Source organism: Corynebacterium tuberculostearicum, from assembly GCF_046097255.1.
Classification (GTDB): Bacteria; Actinomycetota; Actinomycetes; order Mycobacteriales; family Mycobacteriaceae; genus Corynebacterium; species Corynebacterium tuberculostearicum_J.
Genome location: NZ_CP175770.1, coordinates 473,908 through 489,017, shown reverse-complemented (window position 1 = coordinate 489,017; position 15,110 = coordinate 473,908). Strand labels below are relative to the sequence as shown.

The following is a 15,110-nucleotide window of genomic DNA, read 5'->3' as shown; positions in this document are numbered from 1 at the left end:
TCTCTTCCTTAACTGAACTTAGTAGCTGTGCGAATCAAGGCCCGTAATGCGGACCTCGATGTGGGAATGGCCCATGGTGATCACGTCGCCATCGGCAAGCAGCCAATTATCAATTGGCGTTTCATTCACCGTGGTGCCGTTGGTGGACTGCAAATCCACCAGCACTGCGTCTTGGCCGTTCCAGGTGATCTCCGCGTGTTGGCGGGAAACACCCGTATCCGGCAGGCGCAGGTCCGCGTCATTGCTGCGGCCGATAATATTGGAGCCTTCCTGGACGTGGTACACGCGGGACGAGCCGTCCTGCAGCATCAGGTTGACTGCTGGGCCCTGCGGCTGCGGGGCGGGTTGACTATCTGGAGCGATGAAAGCGGTAGTTACCGCGTCATCAGCCGTATTCTCGTGCTGCTCGGTCATCTGGTCCTCCTGACCATCAAAGTCGTGGAAAATAGCCTCAAAACCGGTCTCTTCCGTGGGCTCGTGATCAATAAACGAGGACACGCGAAGCTGACCCGTGCGCAAACCAGATTCCTCCGCCACCCGCACGATCACGGGGCCCGCAAGGGACCATCCGCTATTGCGAATGAAGCGCGACAACTGGTCTGCACAATCGGCCGGCAAATTGCGATCCTGCGACAAGTTCTCCAAATCCTTGGAGGAGACACCCACAGTCATTACGTTCGGACTATAAAGGTTGTCATCGTCGCCGCGCGCGAGATTGTCCTGAGCCTCTTGCTTCAAAAGCTCATCAATTTCCGCGGGAACGACCTTGCCGCCGAAGACAAGGGCCATGCCGTTATCAAGGCCGCGTTGCATGGCGGAGTCCAGCTTCGCCAGCTTTTCTAAAAACGCCACGAGCCATTCTCCTTTCCACCATGCAGCGATCAGTAGCGATCAGTATAGTTTGTTCACTCCCTCGAAACGTAGATGGCGACGCGAAAGTTCCCAGAAATTTCGCCACCCCCTCCTCGAAATAATCCACTTTTCCTGCAGATTTGTAGTTCTGTGCGATCTTCGTGGTATCTTTATCAAGTCGCTAAGACAACCACACCCTGCCCGGGTGGCGGAATTGGCAGACGCGCTGGCTTCAGGTGCCAGTGTTCGATAAGAACGTGCGGGTTCAAGTCCCGCCCCGGGCACCATCGAAATCCGGAGATGGAAACCACAGAAGTTTCCACTCCGGTTCTTTTTATTTTTCCTAGTCGCTGTTCTTCTGCTTCGTGCGCAGCATATCCATGCTCATCAATCATGTACTGGGTAGCAGTATTTAATTCCTGCTGGGAAATATCCCGCAAACTCGGCCCCCGCCGCTGACCCTCCCCAGTGGTCGTAGTAGCGGGGGTTGGGGTGGAGTTCGGATAGTCCTGCGACGTGCTCATAGCACTAAGGCAACCACACTAACCTTGTGGACAACCCGCACACGGCTAGGTGGTTATCCACAGAAATCCACGTTGGTTGCAGTGTTCGATAGCGTTTAGGCGGGCATGTCGGTATGGGCCTCTTGGCTTGAGGCCATAGGCTTCTTAGAAAACCTTCTCAACCGCTACACCCCACGCATGCCGTGCGAGCCGGTCTTTGTGGTCATTGATACCGAAACCACCGGCTTTAACAAGCTCTACGACCGCATCATTGAACTTGCTGCCGTGCGCGCTGACGCATACTTCAATCCCGTCGACTCCTGGCACACACTGCTCAACCCTGACACCAACACCGTGTCCGCTACTCGGGGGACACCCCCGCCCACCTCGGCACTCCACCCCTGCTGTGGGGGTTACTCGTAGCGAAGCGAGCTGAACATCCCGGTTTCCATGTGATAGGCGTTATGGCAGTGAAATGCCCACTCACCGGGGTTGTCAGCGATCAGGTCGGCGATCATGGTTTCACCGTGGCGGAGAAGGACGGTGTCCTTGCGTAGCCCGTCGCTGCCGGGCAGCGCCCACGTGTGGCCGTGGATGTGCATGGGATGGGGCATCATGGTCCTGTTGCGCATGACCATCCGCAGGCGCTGGCCCTCCTGCACGGTCGCGGAGGAGGATTGGCCGTCGGTGAGAATGCTCCATTCATACGGCATCATCTGCCCGCCCAGGTCGATGCTGACTTCTCGGTCTGGTGTGCCCTCGGGCAGGAGTGCACGGTCTGCTGGCTTCAGGGAGGACAGAAGCAGTCCGGTGGACGACAACTCGGGGAAGTCGACATCGGGGCGGGGGGCCTGGCCGCCGGCGGTGCGGATGACGGCGAAGGCGCGGTCGTCCTTACCCACCGCCAAAGCCGTGAGCGGGAAGATGCCGTCCTCGAGGATGACCTCGACGTCGACACGCTCGCCCATCGACAGGTAGATCGATTCGGTCTCCCGGGGCTGGACAGGGAAGCCGTCGGTGTGGGTGACGGTCATGCGGTGGCCACCGAGGGCCACCTTGAAGATGGTGTCACCGCCGGAGTTGATAAACCGCAGGCGGGCCTTGTCGCCCGGGCGAGCCTCGAAGGTCCGGTGAGCACGGGGGATACGTCCGTTGATGAGGTAGTGCGGATACATCACATCGCCGGCATCCCCGCCCAGTACCCGGTCCGGGGTGCCGTGCATCATATGGCCGTGGCCTCCCATCCCCTTCTTCCCGTTATGGTCGCCCGAACCCATTCCGGTGAGCTTGTCGAGCTCATCGTCGGGAGTGCCCTGAATGCCATCGACCCAGTCGTCGAGCACGATGGTCCACTCGACGTCCTGGTCCTCAGCGTCTTGCGGGTCACGGATGATCAGTGGGGCGTGGAGGCCGCGATCAAGCTGCAGGCCGGAGTGGGAATGGTAGAAGTAGGTGCCACCGTGGGGGACTTCAAAAACATAGGAGAAAGACTTGCCAGGTTCAATGGGGTCCTGGGTCATGCCGGGCACACCGTCGGCTGCGTTGTGGAGTGCGATGCCATGCCAGTGGATGGAGGTGCTTTCAGGCAGTTCATTGGTGATATCGACCTGGAGGACGTCGCCGGCGGTGGCCTCAATGGCCGCATCCCCGGTGTCAGAGACGTATCCCCACGTCTTGGCTTCGATGCCGCCGATATCCAGAGAGAGGGGCCGGGCGTTCAGTGTCCGGCGCACCGTCGGCTCACCGAGCGCAGTGGGGGTGGGAGTGGGGCGAAGGGAGGGACCTGGTGCCGAGGCAGCGGGTCCAGGGTCGCTGGTGCAGGCGGCCACGGCCCCAGTGCCGGCGAGAACGAGCCCGCCGAGCAGAAACTGTCGTCGGGAAAACGCGTTCATCATGATTTGACCTTCCTTGGTGCTAGATTTCAGTGACACGGGAGACAGGCGCAGGTGAGGATCCTGCTGAGCCATTACGTCAGGCGCAGGTCTGTGACACAGGTGGCACCGTCGTCAGCGGTGGAAAACTCCGTGGTGCCGGTATGGCCCTGGTAGCTGACCTCAATCTGGCCGGTGGCATCATCGGGAAGCCAGAAGCCAATAAACCCGTTGTCGAAGGTGGTTGTCGTCTCGTCCACCAGCACCTCACCGGTCGCCTCATCGGTGATCGTGACCTGGATATCCTCATTGTCGAGTTCCCCCTGGCAGGTCGTGAGGCTGTGGTAGAAGCAGTCGTGGGTGGAGGTGAGATAGGGTGCGATCGAGACATACGTCTGATTGTCGGGAAGATCGAGCACAACTTCCTGGTCATCGCTCGAGAGCAGCAGTTCATCGGCACGTACTGAGGCGATCAGATCTGTGGGACGCTCAGTGACCTTCTGCCGGTCGAGGTGATCAATGATCTCCACCGCGTCCATGTCGGCCAGGCCATGGGCAGTCAGGAATGTGTCCTGCGACACCGTCCCATCGGCGGTGGGTTCCGGGTCGGCAGCCGAACACCCCGTGAGGGCGAGGGCAAGGGCGGCGGCTGCGATCGCTGCTCGTTTCACGTCAATCTCCTTGGATCGTGGTAAGACCATGAGAAGACACCGTCTCAAGGTCGATGCCATACCTTTATCTAGCACGGGTGCCTGACGGACTAGAAATCAAAAACCCTGTTCACAGCCTTATAACAGGGCGAAAAGGGGGTGAATTCGGTGGGCTGGGTCACCACCGGGACACCACCCCACAGCCGTGGGTGATGTACTTCTACCCGCCCCGGGTATGCGGTGCAGACAGTGAAATCCCTGGTGGCACCTGCTGAACCGACCAGGGGAGGCGATGCCGCCGACCCAGGGTGGGACACAGGGGTGACGGCGGTCGAAGGGTGATGTTTGAAGATTTGATGAAGATTTCCCCGCCGGGTACTGAGCGAGGGTGGTATTCCCCCCTGGCCGGAGCGATACTGGGGTCTATGGCTGACCGCACACCGACCACCGCCACGCCCCCGGGGCGGGTGCTGGTCGTCGATGATGAACAACCCCTGGCTCAGATGGTGGCTTCCTACCTCATCCGGGCCGGCTTCGATACCCGCCAGGCGCACACCGGTACCCAGGCCATGGACGAGGCCCGTCGCTTTTCCCCCGATGTTGTGGTGCTGGATTTGGGGCTGCCCGAACTCGACGGCCTGGAGGTGTGCCGACGCATCCGCACCTTCTCGGACTGCTACATCCTCATGCTCACTGCGCGTGGCAGCGAGGACGACAAGATCAGCGGTTTGACCCTGGGGGCGGATGACTACATCACCAAACCTTTTAGCATCCGGGAACTGGTGACCCGGGTGCATGCGGTGTTGCGCCGCCCGCGCACCAGCATCACCCCACCGCAGGTGACCACCCCCTTGATCGTTGGGGACCTCATCCTTGACCCCGTCGCCCATGAGGTGCGGGTGGGGGAGACGACCGTGGAGCTCACCCGCACGGAGTTCGAGCTGCTGGTTGCCCTGGCCCTGCGCCCCGGCCAGGTGCTGACCCGCCACGACCTGGTCACCGAGGTCTGGGACACCACCTGGGTCGGTGATGAACGCATCGTCGATGTCCACATCGGCAACTTGCGTCGCAAGCTCGGCACCGACACCCGGGGCCGGGGGTTTATCGACACCGTGCGTGGCGTGGGCTACCGGGTGGGGCAGCCATGAATCACGGACCCGGCCTGACCTTCCGCTTCCTGGCCGCCCAGGTGTTGGTCGTGGTGATTAGCCTGCTGGTGGCCGCGGCCGTGGCCACGATGGTGGGTCCGACCCTGTTCCATGATCATATGTTGATGACCGGCCGGGAGGACCCCTCGCTGGAGCTGTTCCATGCCGAGCAGGCCTACCGGGGCGCCAACCTGATCACCCTGGCCGTCGCCCTGCCCACCGCCTTGATCAGCGCCCTGCTGGCCAGCCTGTGGTTATCGCGTCGTCTGCGCACCCCCCTGCAGGATCTCACCCACGCCGCTACCAGCCTGACGGCCGGCAACTCCCGTATCCGCGTGCCCGCCGGAAAAGCAGGCCCCGAGTTCACCACCCTGGCGCATGCCTTCAACACCATGGCCGACCGGCTGGAACACACCGAACAGGTCCGCCGCCAGATGCTCTCTGATCTGGCCCACGAAATGGGCACCCCCTTATCGGTGCTCACGGTCTACCTCGATGGTCTCCAGGACGGGGTCGTGGACTGGAATAATGCCACCCACACGATCATGGCTGACCAACTCACCCGCCTGACCCGGTTGATGGAAGACATCGACGATGTCTCCCGGGCCCAGGAACACCGGATTGATTTGGACCTGGCGGAGGAAGGGCTCGGGGATCTGCTCCATACCGCCGCTGTTGCCGCGGGGGAAGCTTATGCTGACAAAGGCGTCGATTTACAGGTCGAGAGCATTGCAGACACCGCCCGGGTGCTCGTGGACCGGCAACGCTTCGGCCAGGTGATGAGCAATCTCCTGTCGAACGCGCTACGGCACACCCCGGCCGGCGGGCAGGTCCGAATCAGCGTCCACCGACAGGGGGCGTCCACCGCGCTCATCCACGTCGCCGATGATGGCGAGGGCATCCCACCTGACCAGCTCGGACACATCTTCGAACGCTTCTACCGGGGGGATGCCGCCCGCAGCCGGGACAACGGCGGGGCCGGTATCGGTCTGACCATCTCCAAGGCATTGATCGAGGCCCACGGCGGCACTCTCACCGCCACCTCCCCCGGACCTGGTCGCGGAGCGGTGTTTGCCCTCCGCCTCCCGCTGTCCCCTCCCGAAAGTGAGGAGGCTGCTCGGTGACCACACCCTGCCCCGCGTGAGGGCCGTGCCCTCTACCCCTTGAAAATATACCCCCAGGGGGTATGCTGAAAATATACCCCCTGGGGGTATACGCTAGAGAGCGGCATCGCCGCACCCCACCGAACCGAAGGAGCTTTCCCATGATCACCTCCCCGCCCCGCCTCTTGCCGATGGCCTCCCACGGCTGCAGCTGTTGCGGACCTGCCTCACGTGCCGACACCGCCTCCACCCCTGCCACCAGCGACTCGTCAGCAGGAGGGTCCTCCCCTAGCTACCAGGTCACCGGCCTGACCTGCGGGCACTGCGCGAAAAGCGTGACCCAGGCCCTTCAGGCCCTCCCCCAGGTCGACGACGTCCAGATTGATCTCGCTGCTGGTGAAGTTTCCACCGTCACGGTCACCGGTGTCGTACCTCCGGAGATGGTTCGCCGGGCCATCGAGGAGGCCGGCTACACCGTCTTATCCTGATCAGTTTTACCCATCATCTCGACCCCGACCGGGTTGAGCGAAAGGAACGTCATGAGCACTCCCCACCATTCGGGTGATCACCATGGTGATCACCCCGCTCCGGAAACAGACCACACCCACCACCCGGATCATGCCGGCCAGGAACACCACGCGGATGCCGACACCCACGGCCAGGCGATGCCCCACGATCACCCACACTCCGCCCTGGACGAAGACCACCACGTTCATGGTCACGGCGAACACGCCGGACACAGCACCGCAATGTTTCGGGACCGCTTCTGGTGGTCGCTGATTCTGTCCATTCCCGTCGTTATTTTCAGCCCCATGGTCGCCAACCTGCTCGGCTACCACCTCCCGGCATTCCCCGGATCCACCTGGATCCCCCCGGTGTTGGGCACGATCATCTTCGTCTACGGCGGAACGCCTTTCCTCAAGGGCGGATGGAGAGAACTGAAATCCCGCCAACCCGGGATGATGCTCCTGATCGCCATGGCCATCACCGTGGCGTTTGTCGCCTCCTGGGTCACCACTCTGGGGCTGGGCGGTTTTGAGCTGGACTTCTGGTGGGAGCTGGCCCTGCTGGTGACCATCATGCTGCTGGGCCACTGGCTGGAGATGTCCGCTCTCGGGGCCGCGTCCTCCGCGCTTGACGCGCTGGCTGCCCTGCTGCCGGATGAGGCCGAGAAAGTCATCGACGGGACCACCCGCACCGTGGCCATCTCCGACCTGGTCGTCGACGACGTCGTGCTGGTGAGGGCCGGTGCCCGGGTGCCGGCCGACGGAACCATCCTCGATGGAGCCGCCGAATTCGATGAGGCGATGATCACCGGCGAATCCCGTCCCGTCTTCCGCGACACCGGTGACAAGGTGGTCGCTGGTACCGTGGCCACCGACAACACCGTCCGCATCCGGGTGGAGGCTACCGGCGGTGACACAGCCTTGGCCGGGATCCAACGCATGGTTGCCGACGCCCAGGAGTCCTCCTCCCGGGCCCAGGCCCTGGCGGATCGGGCGGCGGCGTTGTTGTTCTGGTTCGCGCTGATCTCCGCTCTGATCACCGCGGTGGTGTGGACCATTATCGGCAGCCCGGACGATGCCGTCGTGCGCACGGTCACGGTGCTGGTCATCGCCTGCCCGCATGCCCTGGGCCTGGCGATTCCGCTGGTCATTGCGATCTCCAGCGAGCGGGCCGCGAAATCCGGGGTGCTCATCAAGGACCGTATGGCGCTCGAGCGGATGCGCACCATCGACGTGGTGCTCTTCGACAAAACCGGCACCCTGACCGAGGGTGCGCACGCGGTCACCGGTGTCGCGGCAGCTGTCGGCGTCACCGAGGGAGAGCTGCTGGCCCTGGCCGCCGCCGCGGAGGCCGACAGCGAGCACCCCGTGGCCCGCGCCATCGTGGCGGCCGCGGCCGCCCATCCCGAGGCCGCCCGTCGGCAAATCCCTGCAACTGGTTTCAACGCCGCCTCCGGGCGGGGGGTCCGAGCCACTGTCGATGGCGCTGAGATCCTCGTGGGCGGGCCGAACATGCTGCGCGAGTTCAACCTCACCACCCCGGCCGAGCTCACTGACACCATCAGCGCCTGGACCGGGCGTGGGGCCGGTGTGCTCCATATTGTCCGCGACGGTCAGATCATCGGTGCGGTGGCCGTCGAGGACAAGATCCGCCCCGAATCCCGCGCCGCTGTGAAAGCCCTGCAGGACCGCGGGGTGAAGGTCGCGATGATCACCGGCGACGCGCAGCAGGTGGCCCAGGCGGTTGGTCAGGACCTGGGGATCGATGAGGTCTTCGCCGAGGTCCTGCCCCAGGACAAAGACACCAAGGTCACGCAGCTGCAGGACCGGGGTTTGAGCGTGGCCATGGTCGGTGACGGTGTCAATGACGCCCCCGCTCTGACCCGCGCGGACGTCGGTATCGCCATCGGTGCCGGCACGGATGTGGCCATGGAATCTGCCGGGGTGGTCCTAGCCAGTGATGACCCGCGGGCAGTGCTGTCGATGATTGAGCTGTCCCAGGCCAGCTACCGCAAGATGATCCAGAACCTGATCTGGGCCTCTGGCTACAACATCCTCGCTGTGCCGCTGGCCGCCGGAGTGCTCGCCTCGATCGGGTTCGTGCTGTCTCCGGCCGTGGGCGCGATCTTGATGTCTGCCTCGACCATCGTGGTGGCCCTGAACGCCCAGCTGCTGCGCCGCATTGATCTGGATCCGGCTCACCTGGCTCCGGCCGAGTCGAAGGAGGAACACGCCACGCCTACTCCGGCATCCACCGCCGTCCACTGATCCACCACTTCTCTCCACTGCCCCCATATGACCCTGAAAGGTGCTGTTGCAAAGTTGGGGCAGTAGGAAGGGCGACGTGAAATAGTCACAGCCATGGGTGTCTTCTCCGGTTGTCATTTCCCCTCGTGGCGTCATTCTGTGAGCGGTAGGTGGTACTGCCGCTACGGGGTGAGCTACCGCGATCTGGAGGAAATGATGACTTCAGCGGGGCGTGCCGGTCGATCACACCACGATCTACCGCTGGGTCCAGAAATACGCCCCTGAGCTGGACAAGCAAACACGGTGGTACCGGCAGGTACCTGACTGGCAGGCCAGTTCCTGGCGGGTGGATGAGACCTATATCCGGGTCGGCGGCAGGTGGTGCTAACTCTATCGGGCGATCACTGCCGGTGGCCAGACCCTGGACTTTTACCTCTCTTCGAAGCGGAACGTGGCCGCAGCGAAGCGCTTCCTGGCCAAGGCCGTCAGATCCAATGCGTCAGCCGGGTATCCCAGAGTGATCAACACCGATAAAGCACCCTCACTAGCCAGGGCAATCGCCGAGTTGAAGTCAGAGGGAATCTGCCCGCCAACAGTGGAACACCGGCAGGTGAAATACCTCAACAACATCCTGGAAGGCGACCATGGTCGGCTGAAGCGGATCCTCGGGCCGAAAGGCGCGTTTAAGAACCGGACATCTGCATATCGGACGTTGAGAGGGATGGAGGCGATGCACTCATTGCGGAAAGGGCAAGGCACGATGTTTGCCTACGGGCAACCGAACCCGGACGCGGTGATCGTCAACCGAGTCTTCGAGACGGCCTAACAACGCCCACACGCAGCGGCCATCAGGGAATGAGAAACTGAGTCTGCGCTGCTCTCCGCCCAACTTTGCAACAGCACCTTTTTATTTTTCCTAGTCGCTGTTCTTTTGCTTAGTGCGCAGCATATCCATACTCATTACGGCGCCGATGATGGCGGCGTGATGTTGCTCATTGAGGCCCGGCGTGATGCGCAGGCGATACGTGTTTTTGCCCATGAAGAAATTGCCCATGCCAGTCCATTCGTTAGAGACGTCAGCAAGCAGGCGATCTTCTGAAGTGATGGAAAGATTCCAATCCCAGAAGTCGCCGTGAATTTCGACGTCGGCAAAGCCCTCCATGGTTAAGTCCAACTTTGTCTTGAGCATGGAGAAACGCTTGGTAATGACGGCCATGGGCTTTTCGATTCCCGGCAAGTGCACCTCATAGGTATCCCGCAGAAAATTCGGCGGGTCCGAAATCGTCATGACCGTCTGTAGCGGGTTGCCTTCAGCATCCGTGATGGCAACCTCCAAGCTGCGAGAGGATTTAAACACCATGTCTTTGAGACTGGTGGACTGAAGGATGGTGCCCACAGGGGTGCCGTCTAGATCGGTGATCATGAACTGATCGTTGAGGAAGGACTTGGTCTGGGTAATTACGAGCTCGTCAAGTGTGAATAAATTTTGCGTCATACCAGCCACTGTAGGGAAGCTGCTGGTTTTATTCCTCCTCCCTAGGGGTGGTTTTCTGCTGGCGCATGAGTTCTTGCGCCTCTTCATATGCTCGGGCGCGGTGGGAGGTCATGGTTTGGGCGAAGGTCTGCACCCAGTTCTTGTTCTTCTGCGCCAATGGGCCAGAGGGTTCGGTGGTGGTCCAGGTGCCGTCCTCAAAAAGCCAGATGATGTCGCGTGTATGTGGATCCATGACATAAAAGGCCCGGCCGTCGGTCTTTACGTTGTGGTGGTGCTGGCATAAGCAGGTGAGGTTTGCCGGCGTGGTCGGCCCGCCGTCCGCGTGGTTGATGCGGTGATCCTTCTGGCAGGCAGATGCCGGGCGGTTGCAGCCGGGGTAGCGGCAGGTTCCGTCGAAACCTTCCAGGTACGCGGCCATGGCGGCGGGAGTAACGTAGCCCTTGACCTCGTGGTTAGGGTCCATCTCCCGGATTTTGGTGTAGGGCAGCGCATTGGAGCGCGCCGGGTCGAGCCAGCCCACGGATTCGATAAACGCCGGGGAATTGGGCACGTCGGTGGCCTTGTAGGCGTTGAGGATGATCTCGGGGGCTTGGGTGCGGCCGGTGAGGAGTGCAACGGCGGCGTCGGCAAGCGAGCAATCTAGCTCCAGCGCGGTCTGCCGGATGCACTTATCGACGCTCGCGATAACCGCCGGGTCCGCACTCAAAGTCACCGCCGAGGTGTTATCGCCCCAATTTTCCATGGTGTAGCGCGGCTGTGTAGGGCCCTGGGTGACGGCTAGCGTGTCATCGGCGAGGTTGATGAGCTCGTTGAGCTTGCGCTTGATCTGCGCCTGTGTGCGCATGGCCTGGTTGGGCCGGGTAGGGGTGAGGTAAGCGGTGAGCTGCTCATCGATGCGCGCCACCACCTCTGGCGTCGGATTGCCCAAGCGGTTGAGGGACTTATTGATGGCAATAATCCGGTCGAGGTCCAAGTGATAGAGGCGGTGCTGCAGCGCTTGGAGCTCGGGCAGCTCTTCCAAGCGGTGCAGCGCCATGAGGATATGGCCAATCCGGCCTTCATTGACGCCAGTGGTGCGGTAGAGGGATTGGGTAACTAATTCGAAATCAGAATCGAGTTCTGGGACTTGGTTTACCCAGAACTCGTACTCCGCCTTTCGCATCTCAAAGGCTAAGCGTGTGGTGGGGTCGGTGGTGTTGGTCGTGGAAAAGTAGGGTTCTTCCATGGCGCATCGTACCTAAATTATCGTGTGAACTTGTGTACGATTCACACCTTATAACACCCCTCGGACACGAGCCTTTTTCTTCGCATTGAGCCAGCTCAGGAGCTATATTCCGGATCTTTAGTGGATAGGACATTTTCGCTGCTTTGTGCCGCATATTTCCTATCTTGCTTGCGCATGAATCGCAGGCCCCAGATAATCAGTGTCCACGTAATGAGAGCGGTAAGGAAAAAGGTCACCGGCCAATCACCCGTAATGATCAGCGAGGCATTGAACAGGGTATGCAGGGCGATAGCGGCCAGCCAGAATCCGGCCACCTGCCAGTATCCGTGGCGCGCGCCCGCATAGAGCTTGCCGACGCCCCACGCCGCAACCCCCGTATACAGTGCATGGCTAAAGGCACCAGTGAGGATTCGCCCGGTGCCGGTAATGAGTACGCCCCAGAGGTCGCCGTCCAAGTTATCGATGGCCGCGTGGAGGATGAACGGCACATTTTCCATGGCATTAAAACCAAGGCCTACCGCCATTCCGATCGCGGCGGCTTGGTAAGGGTGCCGCACGCTCCCAAAGGCTGCAATAATAATGACAACGCCGAGGAGCTTGATGGTTTCTTCCGGAAGCGGCGAGTATAAGGCTGCGTCGAGGTGGGTGATCCACAGCTTGTCCGAGATCCCCACCATTTGGTTGTTGAGGCTAAACACCACCGGCTGGGCGAGCGCACCCCATAGGATGCCCTGCCACATCGGCCGCGGCCTAAACCACCAGAATCCCAATCCAAGCGTCAGGCCAGCGCAGATGAGCGCGCCGAGGAGGCCAACCTCGGTAAACCGACGACCAGCCAAAAAGAAGCCGGAGACCACCAGGCCGAAAGCGATAGATAGCCAGTACAGATTCTTCATGCCTTTTCTACCTCCTGGGCAAGTTCTGCAGCGCGCGGTCCGCGCAAGGAGAGGAACGTGGTGGGGCCATCTCCCTCGATGCTGATGGCTACGAGGTCGCCATCGCTAAGCGTGCGCTTATCCCCGTCGCGGTCGATGTCTCCTTCTGGCATGGCCGTGCTCTCACCCATTGCCCGGAGGTAGCGCCGAGTGGCTTGGTCTTTGTCCTGTACACCGACTTCTTTAGCGCGGATCTGGGTGCCGTCACAGTCCCAGCGTGGTTCACTGCTGGTAGAGCCATCTTCTTCCGTGCAGGATAATCCGGGGATGCGCGCCTGGCCGGCCTGCACCTCAGAGGTGGGGTTGTCGTATATGTCTGGCAGGAGCGCATTGGTGCCGTAGATGGCGCCGAATATTACGCCCGCCGCGAGGATGAGTGGTGTGCTTTTCATGCCTTCAACGCTAGGTACGCCCTGTTCAGCGCGGTATCCTCCGCGGGGAGGATTAGGCCGACCACGGGGAGGATTTCTCCTCCATAAGCAATATCAAGCCCTGTGATAGGTTGGGTGCGTGTTTGAGGAGCTAGCGGAAGAAGCAGAGGCAAAGGACGAGCCCACCCGCGTGTGGTGGCAGTGGTGGGCACCCATCGCCATGGCCGTGGTCTTTGTTGGCCTTCCGCCCGCGGTCTATCACCTAGTCTCCGGCGTAGTTCTGCTCATCCTCATGGCCGTGCTGACGGTGGTCATTGCTCTTGCCGACGGCGCCACTTTCCGCGCCTCCTGGACCAGCTTCTGTGTGGCAGGGTTGGCCTATTTTGCCGCCATGTCCCTGTACTTCAACGAGGGCACCTGGATATACCTCCCAGTATTCGTGTTCCTAGCGTGGGCCGCGAGCAGGCTGGGTGCCGTGGTGGGCTCTAAGGCAGGGAAGAGCTAATGGAGACGTGGCGCCTAGAGCACCCAGAAGTGGGCACAATCGAGGTGCAGCGCGGGTACGATGCCGAGTTCGCGGAGATGGGCGAGTGGCCGAAGAAGGCCAAGGATTTCACCCCGGTTCCAGGCGATGCTTCGCTGCCGGCGCGCGTCCAACTCTGGCGGAAAAATCCCAGCCCACGCCTGCAGATTGTGGTGAACGGTCAGGTACGCAGCCGCCATGAGCGGCCCCGCGCGGGCCGCTATTCGCTCAAGAAGAAGATTGAAAAAGACCTCACCCTTCTTGAGAATTCCGCCCCGCGCAGCAAACCTTATCTGGACATTCAGGCATCACCCTTTGGCGAGCTCCTGGACGTGTACTACCGCAATGGCGAGGAGGCAGTCGCCCTCGACCCGCCGGCCGGCTCCTTGGGGGAGAAGCGCCGCCACGCCATGGAGGAAAGTTCTTTCAAACGGGTGCTGTATCCGCTTCTAGGCGGGCTGGGAAAGTCCGGCTGGGCCATTGGCGTGATCGTGCTCGGCCCGATTATCAGCCGCATTTTGTCCCGGTTGCTTCCGGATTGGGAGCTGCCGGAGATTAACCTGCCGGATATCGCGCTCCCCGTACCGGAGTTTCCGCAGATAGAGCTGCCGGTGCCGAATTTCGACTTCAACATCGACATCGATCCGCCCGACTGGCTCGTATTCCTCATGGATTACAGCAAGGTGTGGGTACCGCTCATCATTGCCATCGTGGTGGGCATTCAGGCCGTGCGCAATGCCAAGAAATCAGAGGAAAAGAAACAGCAGTGGCAACAGGATGGCGCGTATGCTGACGGCCATGAAGATTCACGGCGCGATTGATACGGAGGGCCGGTGCAAGCATTGGCATTCGCCGCTGGATGTGGTGGCCAATAAGTGCGCTACGTGCGGGAAGTATTTTGCCTGCGCGCTGTGCCACGCCGAGCTCACTGAGCATGAGTTTGGGCCCATGCTTGCCGACGTCCCCTCAGTCCTCTGCGGCGCCTGCCGCACCGAAATGAACTTTCACGCCTATTCCGCCGCGCCTGCGTGTCCCCACTGCGGGCATAAATTTAATCCCGGCTGCATCGCGCATGCCGGGATCTATTTTCAGCTAGACCGCTAGAAAGAAGACAGCTGCTGTAGCTGCTGGATTTGCGGAATCTGTGGCAGCTGGAACTGGGATACGGCGTTCTGGGCGATCTTGGCCGCGTCCGGGATGCGGAAGGTCTGGCCCAGGAATGGGACGTCGACAGTCGGCTGGCCCGGGATGGTGCCCAGCTCGATGACCTTGGCGTTCTTGGCTGGAGCTGGTGCGGGGGCCGGAGCCGGCTTTGGCGCAGGAGCATTGCCGCGCTGGCCGCCGGTGTTGACCGGCTTGCCCTGACCGGTGGTGCCGTTTAGGCCGCAGCGGGCAATGGCCTCATCCATGCGGCCGATGGCGCCGCGGACCTCGTTGCCGCGTGGGTGCACGGTGGCAACGGCAAGGGCCTGGGACTTCTTCTGGTTGTAGTCAGCGGAGTTGGTCCAGTACTGCTGTGCCTGGGAGCAGGAAATCTGGCCGGCAGGAATCTTGTCGAGGAGGTTATCAACGGCGTCGGCATGGGCAGCGGCAGGGGCGGCGAGGGTTACGGTCAGGGCGGTGGCTGCAGAAAGCAGCGCGGACTTACGTGCAAAGCTCATGCCAGACATCTTGCCACACT

At 61.5% G+C, this 15,110-nt stretch carries 16 protein-coding genes, 1 tRNA gene and 1 pseudogene; 10 read left to right on the top strand and 8 right to left on the bottom strand.

The genetic code is table 11. The annotated features are described in order from the left end of the window. Nucleotides 1-18: 18 nt before the first annotated feature. Nucleotides 19-852, bottom strand: a complete 834-nt coding sequence (locus tag ACKFRY_RS02485) for a DUF3662 and FHA domain-containing protein (protein WP_005326268.1) — start codon at nucleotides 850-852, stop codon at nucleotides 19-21. Nucleotides 853-1,051: 199 nt separating this feature from the next. Here ACKFRY_RS02485 and ACKFRY_RS02480 point away from each other — a divergent pair. Beyond that, a tRNA-Leu gene (locus tag ACKFRY_RS02480) sits at nucleotides 1,052-1,139 on the top strand. 342 nt (nucleotides 1,140-1,481) lie between these two features. Continuing rightward, the gene (locus tag ACKFRY_RS02475; RefSeq protein ID WP_200436178.1) at nucleotides 1,482-1,778 is read left to right on the top strand and encodes a 3'-5' exonuclease; all 297 of its coding nucleotides are present in this window, start codon (nucleotides 1,482-1,484) and stop codon (nucleotides 1,776-1,778) included. On the opposite strand, the gene ACKFRY_RS02470 is transcribed toward ACKFRY_RS02475, so the two are convergent. Both ACKFRY_RS02470 and ACKFRY_RS02465 read right to left on the bottom strand, forming a co-directional pair. Then, complete coding sequence (locus ACKFRY_RS02470; protein WP_200436179.1) at nucleotides 1,769-3,250, bottom strand: multicopper oxidase family protein; 1,482 nt, start codon at nucleotides 3,248-3,250, stop codon at nucleotides 1,769-1,771. The two genes, ACKFRY_RS02475 and ACKFRY_RS02470, sit on opposite strands and share 10 nt — an antisense overlap. A 71-nt stretch (nucleotides 3,251-3,321) precedes the next feature. Next, nucleotides 3,322-3,897, bottom strand: a complete 576-nt coding sequence (locus ACKFRY_RS02465; protein WP_040425527.1) for a CueP family metal-binding protein — start codon at nucleotides 3,895-3,897, stop codon at nucleotides 3,322-3,324. A gap of 404 nt (nucleotides 3,898-4,301) precedes the next feature. Between ACKFRY_RS02465 and ACKFRY_RS02460 the strand changes: the two genes are divergently transcribed. The 5 genes and pseudogenes from ACKFRY_RS02460 (at nucleotide 4,302) to ACKFRY_RS02440 (ending at nucleotide 9,706) form a co-directional block, all read left to right on the top strand. Further along, on the top strand, nucleotides 4,302-5,024 hold the full coding sequence (locus ACKFRY_RS02460) for a response regulator transcription factor (RefSeq protein ID WP_100067814.1): 723 nt from the start codon (nucleotides 4,302-4,304) through the stop codon (nucleotides 5,022-5,024). After that, a complete protein-coding gene (locus ACKFRY_RS02455) occupies nucleotides 5,021-6,148 on the top strand; it encodes a cell wall metabolism sensor histidine kinase WalK (protein ID WP_005328299.1) in 1,128 nt (375 codons plus the stop codon). The genes ACKFRY_RS02460 and ACKFRY_RS02455 overlap by 4 nt, the downstream gene beginning before the upstream one ends. Nucleotides 6,149-6,288: 140 nt before the next feature. Then, entirely contained in the window at nucleotides 6,289-6,615 is a 327-nt protein-coding gene (locus ACKFRY_RS02450; RefSeq protein ID WP_005328297.1) for a heavy-metal-associated domain-containing protein, read from the top strand. A 51-nt stretch (nucleotides 6,616-6,666) separates the two neighbouring features. Next, nucleotides 6,667-8,901: a copper-translocating P-type ATPase gene (locus tag ACKFRY_RS02445; protein WP_034668361.1), complete on the top strand. Its 2,235-nt coding sequence runs from the start codon at nucleotides 6,667-6,669 to the stop codon at nucleotides 8,899-8,901. 93 nt (nucleotides 8,902-8,994) lie between these two features. Next, nucleotides 8,995-9,706, top strand: a pseudogene (locus ACKFRY_RS02440) (IS6 family transposase). A gap of 90 nt (nucleotides 9,707-9,796) precedes the next feature. On the opposite strand, the gene ACKFRY_RS02435 reads toward ACKFRY_RS02440, so the two are convergent. The 4 genes from ACKFRY_RS02435 to ACKFRY_RS02420 all read right to left on the bottom strand — a co-directional run bounded on the left by ACKFRY_RS02435 (nucleotide 9,797) and on the right by ACKFRY_RS02420 (nucleotide 12,927). Next, complete coding sequence (locus tag ACKFRY_RS02435) at nucleotides 9,797-10,375, bottom strand: LURP-one-related/scramblase family protein (protein ID WP_005326299.1); 579 nt, start codon at nucleotides 10,373-10,375, stop codon at nucleotides 9,797-9,799. Between the two features lie 28 nt (nucleotides 10,376-10,403). Next, nucleotides 10,404-11,600 (bottom strand): HNH endonuclease signature motif containing protein, encoded by a 1,197-nt coding sequence (locus ACKFRY_RS02430; protein WP_408923126.1) that lies wholly within the window; start codon nucleotides 11,598-11,600, stop codon nucleotides 10,404-10,406. Between the two features lie 95 nt (nucleotides 11,601-11,695). Then, nucleotides 11,696-12,496: a PrsW family intramembrane metalloprotease gene (locus ACKFRY_RS02425; protein ID WP_408923125.1), complete on the bottom strand. Its 801-nt coding sequence runs from the start codon at nucleotides 12,494-12,496 to the stop codon at nucleotides 11,696-11,698. Continuing rightward, nucleotides 12,493-12,927 (bottom strand): hypothetical protein, encoded by a 435-nt coding sequence (locus ACKFRY_RS02420; RefSeq protein WP_408923124.1) that lies wholly within the window; start codon nucleotides 12,925-12,927, stop codon nucleotides 12,493-12,495. The genes ACKFRY_RS02425 and ACKFRY_RS02420 overlap by 4 nt, the downstream gene beginning before the upstream one ends. Before the next feature lie 118 nt (nucleotides 12,928-13,045). On the opposite strand from ACKFRY_RS02420, the gene ACKFRY_RS02415 reads away from it, so the two are divergent. Genes ACKFRY_RS02415 through ACKFRY_RS02405 form a run of 3 tightly spaced genes read left to right on the top strand, consistent with a single transcriptional unit; the run spans nucleotide 13,046 to nucleotide 14,533 of the window. Further along, nucleotides 13,046-13,411, top strand: a complete 366-nt coding sequence (locus ACKFRY_RS02415; protein WP_408923123.1) for a heme transporter — start codon at nucleotides 13,046-13,048, stop codon at nucleotides 13,409-13,411. Next, a complete protein-coding gene (locus ACKFRY_RS02410; protein WP_316981373.1) occupies nucleotides 13,411-14,250 on the top strand; it encodes a hypothetical protein in 840 nt (279 codons plus the stop codon). Before ACKFRY_RS02415 ends, ACKFRY_RS02410 begins: the two co-directional genes overlap by 1 nt. After that, nucleotides 14,228-14,533, top strand: coding sequence for a CHY zinc finger protein (locus ACKFRY_RS02405; RefSeq protein WP_408921678.1), 306 nt, complete (start codon nucleotides 14,228-14,230; stop codon nucleotides 14,531-14,533). Before ACKFRY_RS02410 ends, ACKFRY_RS02405 begins: the two co-directional genes overlap by 23 nt. Here the strand turns inward: ACKFRY_RS02405 and ACKFRY_RS02400 are convergent. Continuing rightward, nucleotides 14,530-15,090, bottom strand: a complete 561-nt coding sequence (locus ACKFRY_RS02400) for a hypothetical protein (RefSeq protein WP_408923122.1) — start codon at nucleotides 15,088-15,090, stop codon at nucleotides 14,530-14,532. The genes ACKFRY_RS02405 and ACKFRY_RS02400 overlap by 4 nt on opposite strands. Nucleotides 15,091-15,110 lie beyond the last annotated feature (20 nt).